The following is a 14,619-nucleotide window of genomic DNA, read 5'->3' on the forward strand; positions in this document are numbered from 1 at the left end:
TTGCCTCCGGTTTTAATAGCCGGAGGCGGGTGGAAATTAAATTGCTATCATCGGTTTATTTATTACTGCGCCGCCTGTGCTGCATTTACCTTATTGGCGGCCATAACGAACGGTAAATAAATTAGCGTGGAGATGGCCAGGCATAGCAGCCCGACAATCAATGCCATCCAGTTCCCCCCGGTGCCGAAGAAGGCGATGAGCGGCCCCGGCGTTGTCCACGGTACGGCATAGGCAATTGGTGGAATAATCTCCAGAGTGACGAAGGTGTAGCCCACCAAAGAGTTGACGAACGGCACCATGATAAACGGAATGATCAGGATCGGGTTCAGCACGATGGGCAGGCCGAAAATCACCGGTTCGTTGATGTTAAACAGGCCCGGCACGAAGGCCATTTTCGCCAGATCGCGGTAGTCGGCACGGCGGGAGGCAATAAAAATAGCCAGCAGCAGGCCGAGCGTCATTCCCGAGCCACCGTAGTTGGCGAAGGCGTCGTTGATGCTCCCCCAGGTGATAGGGTATGGCGCCCCCCACGTAGTGCCGTTGGATGCGGCAAAAGAGAGGTTTTCGAGGTTAGCTTCGGAGAAAATAGTCTCGCGAATCGCCGCCGTGGTGTTCGGCCCGTGAATGCCCAGCACCCACAGGAAGTTGGTGACCACGCCAAGCACCAGCACCGCGACGATATTGGTGCCCATGTTTTTCAGCGGGGCCTGAATCAGGGTATAAATCAGTTCGTTCAGGCCATTCGGGGAGATTTTCGTCAGGCAGTAGTTCAGCACCGAGAAGAAGATCATCACGAAGAAGATAGGAATTAAAACTTTAAATGAGCGTGCAACCGCCGGCGGTACGGCGTCTGGCATGGTGATGGTGATCTTCGGGTTGCGCGCCAGGCGGCAGAAGATTTCCCCGGTAATCAGCGCGACAATCACCGCCACAAAAAGCCCCTGCGGCCCCAGATATTGCGTGGTCAGATACGACTGCCCGCCCATCATTTGATAAGGGGTATAGACCACGAAGAACGCGCCGATAGCGGTCAGGCCGCACAGCAAGTCGTCCTGCTGATAGCTGATAGCGATATTGCGTGCGACCAGGAAGGCAATCATGATCGACATGATATTCACCGACCCATTCATCACCGGGGAGAATATGTTTTGAGCTTCGGCTAAGTTAGGGAATAACACGCCGAGATGCAGCAGTGAAGCAATGAAACCATCCGGTGAAAGGATGGCAAAGTTAATCAGCACGATCAGCGAGCTGGCCATAACGATGGGGAACGACAAAATAAATGCATCGCGGATGGCCGAGACGTGTATCTGAGAGTTTAATTTAATCGCAATAGGAACAAGGAGCTTTTCCATACCGCGCTCAAAGGCATTCATAATACTCATGATGCGCCCTTTATCATTAGAGAGATATTGACTGATGATATAAGTTTATTGGTGAAGCCTCTGCTTAATAGCAGGTCGCGTAACGATAAACCTAATCAATTACCCATTGGGTTGTTATTTTGGCTGGAAAGCTTAGCGTTCACCGAGTAAATTCAGTGCGGAATCAAGAACTGATTTGCCATCCATTTGCCCGTAATACTTCATGTCGATTACCGCTACCGGAATTTTCCCCTGGGCGATTTCTTCTATTTCACTTTTTTGGAAGCGAACCTGAGGTCCCAGCAGAACAACATCTGCTTCATTTCTTTTAATTCTTTCTTTCGCCTCGGCAATCGCCAGTGCATTAATATTGACCGAAATATTTCCCGCGCTGGCGTGATCCTGCATTCTTTTCACCAGCATGCTGGTAGACATCCCGGCCGCACAAACCAATAATATATTCTTCATTTTTCCCCTTAACGCTTCGTAGATAATCAACCAGCGGCTAACTTAATGAATATCAATGCGTTCATCTGCCATTTCGATCACAGTTAGTCATGCCCGAGTGGTGCAGAAAGCAAAGTGAAAATGGACCTGTGTTGCGCTTTTATTATGACTCGAACGGTAATTGACTGTTTTTAAATAAGTTCAGGAGGTTCAAAAGTGGTATACAAAGATGTTGTTAACTTACTAAAAAACAGGATCAGCAGCCCAACTTATCATATCGGCGACATCCTCCCTTCGGAGAAAGAGCTGGCTGAGTTCTACAATGTGTCACGTAATACCTTGCGTAAAGCATTGAAAGTACTGGAAGATGAGGCGTTGATTGAGCGTAGGCACGGCTCCGGCACCTATGTGCGAAATAAACATTTTCAGGCTTCGGTTACGCATCTGGACAGCTTCACCGAGATTGCCCGAAGTGAAGGGAAAAAACCGTCCAGCCAGGTGCTGAGATTTGAGCTGCAGCAGGCATCGGAAGAGATTGCCAGCCGCCTGCAGCTGGCCATCGGCGAACCGGTCTATTACGCCAAACGACTGCGCCACATCGACAACGTGCCGATGCAGCTGGAAGAGACCTGGCTGTCGGTGAACCGCTTCCCCGACCTGACGGTCAACCACATGAAGCGTTCGAAATTTTCCTACATCGAAGATGAATGCGGCGTCAAAATTCACGGCTGCTACGAGGCGTTTCAGCCCATTCTGCCGTCAACCGAGATTGCCAAAATGCTGCACATCAGTACCCGTGACCCGATTATCCGCATGGAAACCCAGTCCGTTGACGCCAGCCACAGCCCGATTGATTACTCGATCCTCTACACCAACGTGTTCGAGTTCCAGGTGAAGTATTTTTTGCCTCGTAAGGCGGGCTAGCCGCTGTGGCTGACCTTGTATTCGCCACGTCGGTCACAGTTCTGCTTTAAAAAGAGGTTCAATAATGTTCATGAAAATGAACCTGTCGATTCTGAAAGATGAATATCAGCGGTAACTCACTGTATATCATATCTTTTGACAGGTTCAAAAGTTGTTCAATGTGTTATCCCCCTTCTATTGCCTGATGCGCCTCCCATTGATTAAGATTTTCTTCGTTTTCAGAACTGATAATTAAAAATTGAACTCGTCAATTTTTGTATTCCTTTTACCAGGCATGAATATGACCGGTGCGAAATAGTTTCCTCGTTTCAGTGGAAATAAACGATGAGCCGGAAATATGCAGGAGGAATTAGCGTATGAATATCGCCGCATTTGATATCGGTGGTACGGCTTTAAAAATGGGGATCGTCAACTCGCAGGGCGAGATACTGGCAAAAGGCAAAGAGACGATCGACGACAGCGATGGCGAGCAAATTTTACAGGCCATTTTAGCGTGGATTGCCGAGCATCCCGGCTGTGAAGGTGTGGCGATCAGCGCCCCTGGCTATGTCAATCCGCACACTGGCTTTATCGAAATGGGCGGGGCCATCCGCCGCTTCGACAACTTTGCCATCAAAGAATGGCTGGAAGAAAGCACGCAGCTGCCTGTTGCCATCGAAAATGACGCCAACTGCGTCCTGCTGGCTGAACGCTGGCAGGGGAAAGCGGCGGGGATGAGCAACTTCCTCGTACTGACCATCGGCACCGGCATCGGCGGGGCGATTTTCTGCAATAACCAACTGGTACACGGCGCGCGCTTCCGGGCGGGAGAATTCGGTTACATGCTGACCGAACGCCCTGGCCCACGCGATGTTCGCCGCTACACCATGAACGATACCTGCACCCTGAGAACCCTGCGCAAAGACTACGCGGAGTATGTCGGCAAGCCGCTTGAGGCCGTCAGCGGGGAAGAGATTTTCGACCGCTTTGATGCCGGCGACGTGGCGTGCCAGCGTATGGTGAACGCGTTCTTCAACGATCTCGGCACCGGCCTTTATAACCTCGTCAATCTGTTCGACCCGGAAAAAATCCTGCTCGGCGGCGGCATTGTGGAACGCCCAGGCTTCCTTGCGCTGCTGCGCGAACATCTGGCCTGGTTCACCCTCGACGACTATATCGACACCGTCAGTCACGGCAACGATGCCGGACTCATTGGCGCGGTCTACCATTTTAATCAGCACTATCGGTCGCAGCATGCGATCTCTAATTAAGGGAGAGAATATGTCTGGATTCAAAGAAGGTTTTCTGTGGGGCGGCGCGGTTGCGGCGCACCAGCTGGAAGGTGGCTGGAAAGAAGGCGGCAAAGGCGTTAGCGTTGCGGATGTGATGACGGCCGGCGCCCACGGCGTCCCGCGTGAAATTACCGATGGCGTGCTGCAGGGGAAAAACTACCCTAACCATGAAGCGATCGACTTCTACCACCGCTACAAAGAAGACATCCAGCTGTTTGCCGAGATGGGCTTCAAATGCTTCCGTACCTCTATTGCCTGGACGCGTATTTTCCCGCTGGGCGACGAGCTGGAGCCGAACGAAGCCGGCCTGCAGTTCTATGACGACCTGTTTGACGAATGCCTGAAGCACGGCATTGAGCCGGTGATTACGCTGTCGCACTTCGAAATGCCTTACCATCTGGTCACCGAATACGGCGGCTGGCGTAACCGTAAGCTGATTGATTTCTTCCTGCGCTTCTCGAAAGTGGTCTTCACTCGCTATCAGCACAAAGTGAAGTACTGGATGACCTTCAACGAGATCAACAACCAGGCCAACTACCACGAAGACTTCGCGCCGTTCACCAACTCGGGCCTGAAGTATCAGCCGGGTGAAGATCGCGAGCCGGTGATGTACCAGGCGTCTCACTATGAGCTGGTTGCCAGCGCTCTGGCGGTGCGTGCAGCCCGTGAAATCAACCCTGCGCTGCAGGTTGGCTGCATGATTGCCATGTGCCCAATTTACCCGCTGACCTGTGCGCCAGGCGATATGATGATGGCGATGAATGCGATGCACCGCCGCTACTGGTTCACCGACGTCCACGTGCGCGGTAAGTACCCGCAGCACCTGCTGAACTACTTCGAGCGCCGTGGTTTTGAGCTGGATATTACCGACGAAGATCTTGCGGCGCTGGCCGAAGGCTGCGTCGATTACATTGGCTTCAGCTACTACATGTCGTTTGCCACCAAAGCCAGCGCCGACAACCCGCAGTTTGACTACGACGAATCAAAAAGCCTCGTGTCTAACCCGTACGTGCAAAAATCCGACTGGGGCTGGCAGATTGACCCGGTGGGCCTGCGTTACTCTCTGAACTGGTTCTGGGATCACTATCAGCTGCCGCTGTTTATTGTGGAAAACGGCTTCGGGGCGATTGACGTGGCGCAGGCCGACGGCTTCGTGGACGACCAGTACCGCATCGATTATCTTTCGGCGCACGTCGCAGAAATGAAAAAAGCGGTAGTGGAAGACGGCGTTGACCTGATGGGCTACACCCCGTGGGGCTGTATCGACCTGGTCTCTGCCGGGACGGGCGAAATGAAAAAACGCTACGGCTTTATCTACGTCGATAAAGACAACGAAGGCCACGGCAGCCTGAGCCGCAGCCGTAAGAAATCCTTCCAGTGGTACAAAGATGTGATTGAGAGCAACGGCGAAAAGCTCTGATAACGCCTGTGGCTGACTGACTGAACGCTGGTTTAAACACCAGCGTTTTTATTTGAATGTGTTCAACCCCTGAACTGAATTCACTCGGCTACCAGGTTGACGCTATTCCTGTATTTTTAGAATAAAGCGTTAAGTTAAATTATGGCTATCACCTTCTGTATTTAGTTTATTTTGTTCTAAAATATTCTTTTACCGTTTAATGACAATCAAAGTTAGCCTGTATTGAAACACCCGTCTGGATGTTTTTTCACTCCACATTTTCTTTATATATATTTAATTTATTAACTAAATAAACTTGTCGTGCATGATATTGACGAAATTGATTACCTCTGGTGTACTAACCTTGAATTTTGTTTTTTGTTACGGTGCTTTATTCACCGAAAAAGTGCTGGCTGAAATTAACCCTGGACACGATCATGAAAAAAATAACACGGCTTATGTTGGCCACCACAAGTTTACTTGTTTCAATGCTTGGACATGCCGAAGCCACAAAGACAGATGCCAGCGAACACCGTATTCCAGCGATAAAATTGATTAACACGGCTGATAATCACTCTGCGTTTGTAAAAGGTTCAATTCCCTCTCTGGCGAAACTTTCTTCTGAAAATCTCTATTTCAGTAATACCTTTGAAGAGTGGCAGAAAGGGGTGCATCCGGCACCGAAAAAGCAGTATGTGGTTACCCTGAAAGGCAAGCTGAAGTTTAAGGTTAGCGACGGCTCTACGTTCATCATCGAGCCAGGTACAGTACTGCTTGCAGCAGATACCGCCGGCGAAGGGCACAGCTGGGATATCGTTGATGGGAAGGAGTGGGTGCGCGTTTATATCCCGGTGGGAGACGACGATCGCTTCATCGCAGATAAATAAATCCTGCACAGATAAAGCGCTAATTTCAGTCCCGTTAACCACACAATGGAACGGGGCTGCCACTCCTAAAAATAGTAGTTTTAATTCTGTTTAGAACATTAATTCGTTCATTACTTGTCATCTCTTTGTCATTATTTTATGTGGCCAGATCATTATAAATAATGGCTAAAGAAGTCTCTCAGGCTGCCGATAAAAAATCGATAATTAAAAAAACACCGTCGCAACCGTTGATGTGATTTCTACCAATTACCTCCTCTTATTGCCTGCGATATAACCATTAAAGCTCAGAGGGATTTATGAACAAACTGAAGAATATGCGCCTTAGTACTATGCTGGGGGCTGGCTTTGCGCTGGTCATCGCTATTGGATTCTTTGTCGCATTATTTGCCAGAATGCAGTTGGTTTCTGTTGGAAATAACCTTAATTATGCTGCCAATGTCCGCCTGGTGAATTTGCTGCTGATCGTAAAGATTAAGGATAATATTACGGACAATGCCCACGATATTCGTGATATGGCGTTGTTCACCACGCTGCCGCATACCGAAGCTGAGAGTCGGGACTACATTACAAAAACCAACCAGGTACTCGAAAAGCGTATCGCGGACAACAACGTCCTCTTGAAACAGCTGGATAAGGCGCTGAGGCTTAAGCATTCTCGCGAGCTGTTCGACAACCTGAACAATGTTCGCCCGGCATATTCCCAGGCGCTTCGCAAGGTGATGAGCGTCAGCGCGGCGGGGCAGTATGATGCCGCCCGCGCGTTAGTCATCAGCGAAGTGGTTGGCCCCCAGGCCAGAGTACTCGATGCGCTCAGCGAGATGATTAGCGATCATTCCGGTAGCACGGTGGGCATGGCCCGTGGCTATGTGGAGGAAGCTCATTTTGCCGGTAACTTGTTGTTGATTATTACGATTATCAGTGCCGTGATTGGCTCTTTGATTGCCTGGAGCATCGGGCGAGCGGTGAAAGGTCAGCTTGGCGGCGAGCCCGTTTATGCCGTCTCCGTGGCCAAACAAGTTTCTGAGGGTCAGCTCAATACCGCCGTTGAACTGAAGCAAGGGGACACCAGAAGCCTGCTCGCGGCTATGGATGAGATGCGTAGCCGTCTGCTCGGGGTTGTGCGTGAAGTGCGAGACAGCAGCCATTCTATCTCCGTGGGTGCCAGCGAGATTGCGGCTGGCAGCACCGATCTCAGCCAACGCACCGAAGAGCAAGCGGCCAGCCTGCAGGAAACGGCCGCTTCGATGGAACAAATGAGCCAGACTATTCAGCAGAATGCCGAGACGGTGCGCACTGCGACTCGCCTGGCCAACTCTGCCAGCGAAACGGCCACGCAAAGCGGGAATGCCGTTAATAATCTGGTGCTGACGATGCGTGAAATTAGCGAAAGCTCACAGAAAATTGGCGACATTATTAGCGTTATTGACGGCATCGCATTCCAGACGAACATTCTGGCGCTGAATGCTGCCGTGGAAGCCGCTCGTGCAGGGGAGTCCGGGCGCGGTTTTGCAGTAGTTGCCGGGGAAGTTCGCTCGCTGGCGCAGCGTTCTGCTTCGGCGGCCAGTGAGATCAAAGCCCTGATTGAGGACAGCATGCGTACGGTAACAAAAGGATCGGATATGGTGAGTTCGGCGGGAACGACGATCGATGACCTGGTGCAACAGTCCCACCGCGTGGCCGGGCTTATTTCTGAAATTGGCGTGACGACGGAAGAGCAGGGGCAGGGGATTGCGCAGATCAACGTGGCGATCACTCAACTGGATCAGGTTACGCAGCAGAACGCTGCGCTGGTGGAGGAGTCTGCCAGCGCCGCTGAGAACCTCAGCGATCAGGCTACTCGGTTGGTGCAGCTGATGAGTATCTTCAATACCGGGCAGGTCATTGCCGCAGCTAACGCCCGCCAGGATAAACCCGCACCGGCTTCTACCACTCGCAGGCCACAGCTTGCCGCGAACGGTGGCCGTTTAGATAACTGGGAGCAGTTCTAAAATCTGCCGTAAGCTGTTTTAAAACTAAGGCCCGGGTTTACTCGGGCCTTACTGTTTTTAGGTTAAATTCACCTCGTTCTGCAAAGTTGATAAAAACAGGTGGGTGGGATATCTTTATTTTTAACATAGTGCCAATCTTATAAATGTTGAGAATATGAAAAGCGAATTATTTAAGTTTACTGAAGAAAATAATAATGGTTATACCTTTAGATGGACAAAAAGACATTATGAGTACTGTGCGGATAATAAGATATTTTTAGGTCACAAAGGCAGGAAGGTTTATAAAGAGAGAAGTTTATTGCGTTTCGTCAAAGGCGATAAAATAAAAATTGATGATAATGTTATCGCCGAAGAGTATTCCACTATGCCGATACGTAATTTTTCCAGCGTGGGCGCGTTTTCATTTCCAAGTTGCCATTTTTCAGGCAATACTGTCATCGGCAGATTCTGCAGTATTGCTGGGAATGTAAAGGTGATGGGTGGCAATCATCCCATGGACAGATTTACCACACATATGCTGACCTACAACGGGGGATTTGATAAATATGCCATGACTGAATTTAATCAGCAGTGGATATTAAAACCGTTTGATACGACGCAAAAAAATCCTGTAATAGGCAACGATGTCTGGATCGGCAATGATGTGGTTTTAAAAGGGGGAATTACCATCGGTGATGGCGCAGTTATTGCTGCAAACGCTGTGGTGACAAAGGATGTGCCTCCTTATGCCGTTGTTGCAGGTGTGCCAGCCAGGGTAATTAAATACCGTTTTAATGCTGATGTAATTAATGAGTTATTACATTTGAAATGGTGGGAATATAACTATCCAGAACTTCCTGATAATAACAAATGTGACGATATCGATTATTTTATTAAAGAGATTGGTGATGGGATTGCCAGTGGAAGATTGAAGGTAAAAGAGTATAAGAAATTCAATCTTTCTAAAGACTTTAAGACGCTTTAATTTTGCGACTGCTCATTGTCGTGAGGCTTTATTTTTCGTTTCTGCGATCCTCTGGGAACGTTTATCAATCATTGCCTTTCCCGCTCGATATTACAGGCTGGCATGTTCTTCACCATGCCGGCTTTGAGTGATAAAACAACGGAAATAGGGCTGGCGGGAAGGAAAGAACCCTTTGTACTGGTCATAAACGTGACTGACCCTGAAAAAATGAAGTTTGATTAATGGTACATTTGATCTCGCTTGTCACAGTCTTATTGATTAAGTGGTTAATTTTAAGGATAAATTATGCCAACAGCGATTGATAAAGCATTAGACTTCATTGGCGGTATGAATACCTCGGCCTCTGTGCCGCACCCTATGGATGAGAGCACCGCGAAGGGAATGTTGAGATATCTCAAACAGCTGGGCGTTCCGATTAGCGCTGAAGACATCACGGCCCGAGGTGCCCAGGAGGGATGGAACACCGACTTCACGAAAAAAGTCGCCGGTTGGGCGCACAAGGTTGAGTCCGGTAACCGCCTCGTGATTAAAAACCCTGAATACTTTTCTGCCTACATGAAGGAAGAGCTTCGGGCACTGGTGTAAACGAAATCCCCATGACCCGCACAGCAAAAAGGCTGACGATTTCTCGTCAGCCTTTTTTGTCTGGTGGCCCCTGCTGGACTTGAACCAGCGACCAAGCGATTATGAGTCGCCTGCTCTAACCACTGAGCTAAGGGGCCGTGGCGCTGAATTATAATGTAACTGTCGATGGCAATCCAGCGCTTAAATTACATGTGCTGATTTTATAAACAATGGCTAATCAATCCCTTATACTTCCCGCTCGATTCCTTCAGATGAGAAATGCAATGGTTAGCGATATCCTTCAGCCTGACCTTCGGGTCGTGTTTTGCGGCATTAATCCGGGAAAATCATCCGCTCATCTCGGGCTGCCTTTTGCTCATCCTGCCAATCGTTTCTGGAAAGTGCTTCATCTTGCGGGTTTTACGGACCGCCAGCTCAAGCCTGAGGAGGCGCAGCTGTTGCTTTCCTACGGCTGCGGCGTGACGAAACTGGTGGAGCGGCCAACCGTGCAGGCAAACGAAGTGGCACTGCAGGAGCTGCGTGCTGGCGGGCGAGAGCTGATTACAAAGATGCAGGAGTACCAGCCGGGAGCGCTGGCGATTCTGGGCAAGCAGGCCTTTGAGCAGGCGTTCAGGCAACGTGGCGCGAAATGGGGCAGACAGGAGATTACCCTCGGTGATACCGAGGTGTGGATTTTGCCTAATCCGAGTGGCTTGAGCCGCATCAAGGTGGATAAGCTGGTGGAGGCCTATAGAGAGCTGAATGAGTCGCTGACGGCGCGCGGGCGGTAGGTAAGGTGTTGCCGTTTTCCCTCACCCCGGCCCTCTCCCAGAGTGAGAGGGGAATGAAAAGAGGCTCCAGGAGGGTGAAAGGGAATGAAAATAATCTCCCTGAGGGAAAAGGGGAATTAAAAGCTGTGTACTGAGAGAGAGAAGTGAAAAAGAGGTGCCTGCGGGAGGCGGGAGAAACCGCAAATTCAAGGCAAAAAAAAGCTCCCTGGCGGGAGCTTTTCAATTTTTGACACCGATTAATCGTCCAGGAAGCTACGCAGGACTTCAGAGCGGCTTGGGTGGCGCAGTTTGCGCAGCGCCTTCGCTTCGATCTGACGGATACGTTCGCGGGTAACGTCGAACTGTTTACCCACTTCTTCCAGCGTGTGGTCGGTATTCATGTCGATACCGAAGCGCATACGCAGGACTTTCGCCTCACGCGCTGTCAGGCCAGCCAGAACATCGTGCGTTGCGGAACGCAGACTTTCGGAGGTGGCAGAATCCAGCGGCAGCTCGAGGGTGGTGTCCTCGATGAAATCACCCAGATGCGAATCTTCATCGTCGCCGATTGGCGTTTCCATGGAGATAGGCTCTTTGGCAATTTTCAGCACTTTACGGATTTTGTCTTCCGGCATCAGCATACGTTCGGCTAACTCTTCCGGCGTTGGCTCACGGCCCATCTCTTGCAGCATCTGGCGCGAAATACGGTTGAGCTTGTTGATGGTCTCAATCATGTGCACCGGAATACGGATGGTACGCGCCTGGTCGGCGATAGAGCGGGTGATAGCCTGACGGATCCACCAGGTTGCATAAGTCGAGAACTTATAGCCACGGCGGTATTCAAACTTATCCACGGCTTTCATCAGGCCGATGTTGCCTTCCTGAATCAGGTCGAGGAACTGCAGGCCACGGTTGGTGTATTTCTTAGCGATAGAAATAACCAGACGCAAGTTGGCTTCAACCATCTCTTTCTTCGCACGGCGCGCTTTCGCTTCACCAATGGACATGCGACGGTTGATGTCTTTTACCTGCTCGATGGTCAGGCCGGTCTCTTCTTCGATCTGCTGCAGTTTCTGCAGGCTGCGGTGAACGTCTTCGGAGACTTCATGCAGCTTCTCAGACCACGGCTTGTTCATCGCAATGGCCGCGTTGAACCAGGTTTCGCTGGTTTCGTTGCCGGTGAACAGCGTGATGAAGTTTTTCTTCGGCATTTTGCACTGCTCAACGCATAGCTTCATGATGATACGTTCTTGGGTACGAACGCGGTCCATCATGACGCGCATGCTGTTGACCAGGTAGTCGAACTGTTTCGGCACCAGGCGGAACTGTTTGAACACTTCAGACAGCTGCAGGATCTCCGCGGCGGCGTCAGCGTGGCTGCGGCCCTTCGCTTTGATGGTGTCGCGAGTCAGTTCGTACTGCTTGCGCAGCTCACCAAATTTTTCGCGCGCCAGTTCCGGGTCGATGCTGTTGTCATCGTCGGAGCTGTCGTCATCAGACTCTTCGTCTTCGTCCTCATCGTCGTCCATCTCTTCCTGAGAGAGTTCGGAGCCGACGTGGGTTGCGGTTGGCGCGAGATCTTCTTCCGCGTTAGGGTCAACAAAGCCGGTGATGAGGTCGGACAGGCGTGCTTCTTCAGCTTCAACGCGATCGTACTGCTCCAGCAGATAGGTGATCGCTTCCGGGTACTCGGCAACCGAGCACTGTACCTGGTTGATACCGTCTTCGATACGCTTCGCGATATCGATCTCACCCTCACGGGTTAACAGTTCAACGGTCCCCATTTCGCGCATGTACATACGCACGGGGTCGGTGGTACGTCCAATTTCGGACTCCACGCTGGACAGCACCTGGGCAGCCGCTTCTTCCGCGTCTTCATCGGTGCTGTTAGAGTTTTCAGCAAGCAAAAGATCATCGGCATCAGGGGCTTCTTCCATCACCTGAATGCCCATGTCGTTGATCATTTGGATGATGTCTTCGATCTGATCGGAGTCGACGATATCTTCCGGCAGATGGTCATTGACCTCGGCATAGGTCAGATAGCCTTGCTCCTTACCACGTTGGACAAGAAGCTTGAGCTGTGACTGCGGGTTTTGCTCCATAAGACGGTATCCACACTTCAGTATTAGGGTTGTGTCGGTAGGCGTTGCCGCCAACAATAACGTACGAGGGCTGATTTATTTTTATGCCGCAGCCCGTCCGTGCGGCGTTCGGGGGTGACCCGATCAATGTTCGGCAGTTAAGCCGCGAATCTATTTTTTGGCGCGTGATTGCGTGATCACGCGAACTTCTTCACGTTCCGCAGGGGTCAGCCCCGTCGTTCTGGAACGTGCCATTAATTCTTCAAACCTCAGCTCCAGCGCCGACTCAAAAAGATGGTCCAGCGAGTCGGTGAACGTTTTTTCAGCAATGTCCTTATCTGCTATATCGTCCCACGCCGAGAGTTTTTCAAGGGTTGTGGCCTCATTTGTGCCACGATATTGTTCCAGTAGCTGCCCGGTGGTCAGCCCCGGATGCGCCAGGCAAGCGTCAACCAGGTCGCTAAACAGCGTTAAACCCGGCAGCTTTGCGGCATCCAGCCCGCTTAGTGGCGGGACCAGCGGAGCCAGTTCCGGATTCTGTACCAATAACCCTATCAGTATACGCATGGTTGTGCGTTTTAGCTGAGGCGCCGGACGAGGTGTTGCCCCCTCGACCTGTTTGGGCATCAGCTTTTCAAGCTGGCTGTCGTCCAGAATACCGAGCTTGTTGCCCAGCTCCTGGCGCAGATAGATACGCAGCGTTTCGCCGGGTACCTGGCTAATCAGCGGCAGAGCCAGCGTGCTTAGTCGCGCTCTTCCGTCTGGCGTACTCAAATCAACCTGCGGCAGCAGGCTGTTAAACAGGAACGTGGAGAGCGGCTGAGCCTGCTCCATCCGCGCTTCAAACGCGTCCTTTCCTTCTTTGCGCACCAGCGTATCCGGGTCTTCACCGTCGGGCAGGAACATAAACCGCAGCTGACGACCGTCCGTCATATAAGGTAGCGCAGTTTCCAGCGCTCGCCATGCCGCGTCTCGTCCTGCGCGATCGCCGTCATAACAGCAGACGACATTATCTGTTACCCGGAACAGCAACTGAATATGATCGGCGGTGGTGGAGGTACCCAGGGAAGCAACGGCGTAGGAAATGCCGTACTGCGCCAGCGCCACCACATCCATATATCCTTCGACTACCAGAAGGCGTGCCGGTTCCGGCTGGCTCTGCTGGGCTTCATACAGGCCATACAGCTGGCGGCCCTTGTGAAAAATGTCGGTTTCCGGGGAGTTCAGGTATTTCGGCAGGGCATCGCCCAGCACGCGTCCACCAAACCCGATGACCCGGCCGCGTTTATCGCGAATCGGGAACATGACCCGCTCGCGAAAACGGTCGTAACTGCGGCCCTGGTCGTTGGTGACCAGCATGCCTGCGTCCGTCAGCGCCTGGCGATTTTCGCTGTTGCCGCCAAAGCGTTTAAGCGCATTATCCCAGCCGGGTGGCGCATAGCCGATGGCGAAATGGCGAATGACCTCATCGCTCAGGCCACGCTTGCCCAGATACTGACGCGCCGGTTCTGCGGCGGGCTGCTTCAGGGACTGCTGATAAAAGGCGTTCAGGCCGTCCATCAGTTGATACAGGCTTTGGCGCTGGTGTCGTTCGATCTGGCTTGGGCCATTGCCCGCTTCGTACGGCACTTCAAGGTTGTGCATGGTCGCCAGCTCTTCAACGCTTTCGACAAACTCGAGCTTGTCGTAGTTCATCAGGAAGTCGAGGGCGTTACCGTGTGCGCCACAGCCAAAGCAGTGGTAAAACTGTTTATCACCGTTCACGGTGAAAGAGGGGGTTTTCTCGTTATGGAATGGACAACATGCGTGGTAGTTCTTGCCCTGCTTTTTCAGCTTCACGCGAGCATCGATCAGGTCGACGATGTCGGTGCGAGCGATCAGGTCATTGATAAAAACACGCGGGATTCGTCCAGCCATAGGCCCCATGCTATATCCGTCATCTCTCAGGCGGTGGCCTAAA

The 14,619-nt window shown here is 51.4% G+C and carries 11 protein-coding genes, 1 tRNA gene and 1 pseudogene; 8 read left to right on the top strand and 5 right to left on the bottom strand.

Translation table 11 applies throughout. From position 1 onward, the window contains the following. Positions 1–62: 62 nt before the first annotated feature. On the bottom strand, positions 63–1,385 hold the full coding sequence (locus WFN87_RS07385) for a PTS sugar transporter subunit IIC (protein WP_008460011.1): 1,323 nt from the start codon (positions 1,383–1,385) through the stop codon (positions 63–65). Between the two features lie 132 nt (positions 1,386–1,517). Then, positions 1,518–1,832 (bottom strand): PTS sugar transporter subunit IIB, encoded by a 315-nt coding sequence (locus WFN87_RS07390; protein WP_166877064.1) that lies wholly within the window; start codon positions 1,830–1,832, stop codon positions 1,518–1,520. A 195-nt stretch (positions 1,833–2,027) separates the two neighbouring features. Here WFN87_RS07390 and WFN87_RS07395 point away from each other — a divergent pair, with 195 nt between their 5' ends. The 7 genes and pseudogenes from WFN87_RS07395 (at position 2,028) to WFN87_RS07425 (ending at position 9,829) form a co-directional block, all read left to right on the top strand. After that, positions 2,028–2,735, top strand: coding sequence for a GntR family transcriptional regulator (locus tag WFN87_RS07395; protein WP_008460014.1), 708 nt, complete (start codon positions 2,028–2,030; stop codon positions 2,733–2,735). Between the two features lie 356 nt (positions 2,736–3,091). Next, the gene (gene bglK, locus WFN87_RS07400) at positions 3,092–3,985 is read left to right on the top strand and encodes a beta-glucoside kinase BglK (protein WP_336707695.1); all 894 of its coding nucleotides are present in this window, start codon (positions 3,092–3,094) and stop codon (positions 3,983–3,985) included. Between the two features lie 10 nt (positions 3,986–3,995). Further along, complete coding sequence (locus WFN87_RS07405; protein ID WP_008460019.1) at positions 3,996–5,426, top strand: 6-phospho-beta-glucosidase; 1,431 nt, start codon at positions 3,996–3,998, stop codon at positions 5,424–5,426. A 416-nt stretch (positions 5,427–5,842) separates the two neighbouring features. Continuing rightward, complete coding sequence (locus WFN87_RS07410) at positions 5,843–6,292, top strand: hypothetical protein (protein ID WP_336982737.1); 450 nt, start codon at positions 5,843–5,845, stop codon at positions 6,290–6,292. Between the two features lie 296 nt (positions 6,293–6,588). After that, complete coding sequence (locus WFN87_RS07415) at positions 6,589–8,280, top strand: methyl-accepting chemotaxis protein (protein ID WP_336982739.1); 1,692 nt, start codon at positions 6,589–6,591, stop codon at positions 8,278–8,280. A 154-nt stretch (positions 8,281–8,434) separates the two neighbouring features. Then, a complete protein-coding gene (locus WFN87_RS07420; RefSeq protein WP_336982741.1) occupies positions 8,435–9,244 on the top strand; it encodes a CatB-related O-acetyltransferase in 810 nt (269 codons plus the stop codon). Positions 9,245–9,506: 262 nt separating this feature from the next. Next, a pseudogene (locus tag WFN87_RS07425) lies at positions 9,507–9,829 on the top strand (DUF1889 family protein). A 61-nt stretch (positions 9,830–9,890) separates the two neighbouring features. Here WFN87_RS07425 and WFN87_RS07430 read toward each other — a convergent pair. Then, positions 9,891–9,966, bottom strand: a tRNA-Ile gene (locus WFN87_RS07430). 126 nt (positions 9,967–10,092) lie between these two features. Here WFN87_RS07430 and mug point away from each other — a divergent pair. Further along, positions 10,093–10,599 (top strand): G/U mismatch-specific DNA glycosylase, encoded by a 507-nt coding sequence (mug, locus tag WFN87_RS07435; RefSeq protein WP_336982742.1) that lies wholly within the window; start codon positions 10,093–10,095, stop codon positions 10,597–10,599. 236 nt (positions 10,600–10,835) lie between these two features. On the opposite strand, the gene rpoD is transcribed toward mug, so the two are convergent. Continuing rightward, entirely contained in the window at positions 10,836–12,680 is a 1,845-nt protein-coding gene (gene rpoD / locus WFN87_RS07440; protein WP_008460031.1) for an RNA polymerase sigma factor RpoD, read from the bottom strand. A gap of 150 nt (positions 12,681–12,830) precedes the next feature. Next, complete coding sequence (dnaG, locus tag WFN87_RS07445) at positions 12,831–14,576, bottom strand: DNA primase (protein ID WP_336982744.1); 1,746 nt, start codon at positions 14,574–14,576, stop codon at positions 12,831–12,833. Between the last annotated feature and the right edge of the window lie 43 nt (positions 14,577–14,619).

This window comes from Cedecea sp. AS113 (genome assembly GCF_037152415.1).
Classification (GTDB): Bacteria; Pseudomonadota; Gammaproteobacteria; order Enterobacterales; family Enterobacteriaceae; genus Cedecea.

What these genes read in the sequence shown, in the direction of transcription:
- WFN87_RS07385 (WP_008460011.1), bottom strand. Translation starts at nt 1,385, where the DNA reads ATGAGTATTATGAATGCCTTTGAGCGCGGTATGGAAAAGCTCCTTGTT.
- WFN87_RS07390 (WP_166877064.1), bottom strand. Translation starts at nt 1,832, where the DNA reads ATGAAGAATATATTATTGGTTTGTGCGGCCGGGATGTCTACCAGCATG.
- bglK (WP_336707695.1), top strand. Translation starts at nt 3,092, where the DNA reads ATGAATATCGCCGCATTTGATATCGGTGGTACGGCTTTAAAAATGGGG.
- WFN87_RS07405 (WP_008460019.1), top strand. Translation starts at nt 3,996, where the DNA reads ATGTCTGGATTCAAAGAAGGTTTTCTGTGGGGCGGCGCGGTTGCGGCG.
- WFN87_RS07410 (WP_336982737.1), top strand. Translation starts at nt 5,843, where the DNA reads ATGAAAAAAATAACACGGCTTATGTTGGCCACCACAAGTTTACTTGTT.
- WFN87_RS07415 (WP_336982739.1), top strand. Translation starts at nt 6,589, where the DNA reads ATGAACAAACTGAAGAATATGCGCCTTAGTACTATGCTGGGGGCTGGC.
- WFN87_RS07420 (WP_336982741.1), top strand. Translation starts at nt 8,435, where the DNA reads ATGAAAAGCGAATTATTTAAGTTTACTGAAGAAAATAATAATGGTTAT.
- mug (WP_336982742.1), top strand. Translation starts at nt 10,093, where the DNA reads ATGGTTAGCGATATCCTTCAGCCTGACCTTCGGGTCGTGTTTTGCGGC.
- rpoD (WP_008460031.1), bottom strand. Translation starts at nt 12,680, where the DNA reads ATGGAGCAAAACCCGCAGTCACAGCTCAAGCTTCTTGTCCAACGTGGT.
- dnaG (WP_336982744.1), bottom strand. Translation starts at nt 14,576, where the DNA reads ATGGCTGGACGAATCCCGCGTGTTTTTATCAATGACCTGATCGCTCGC.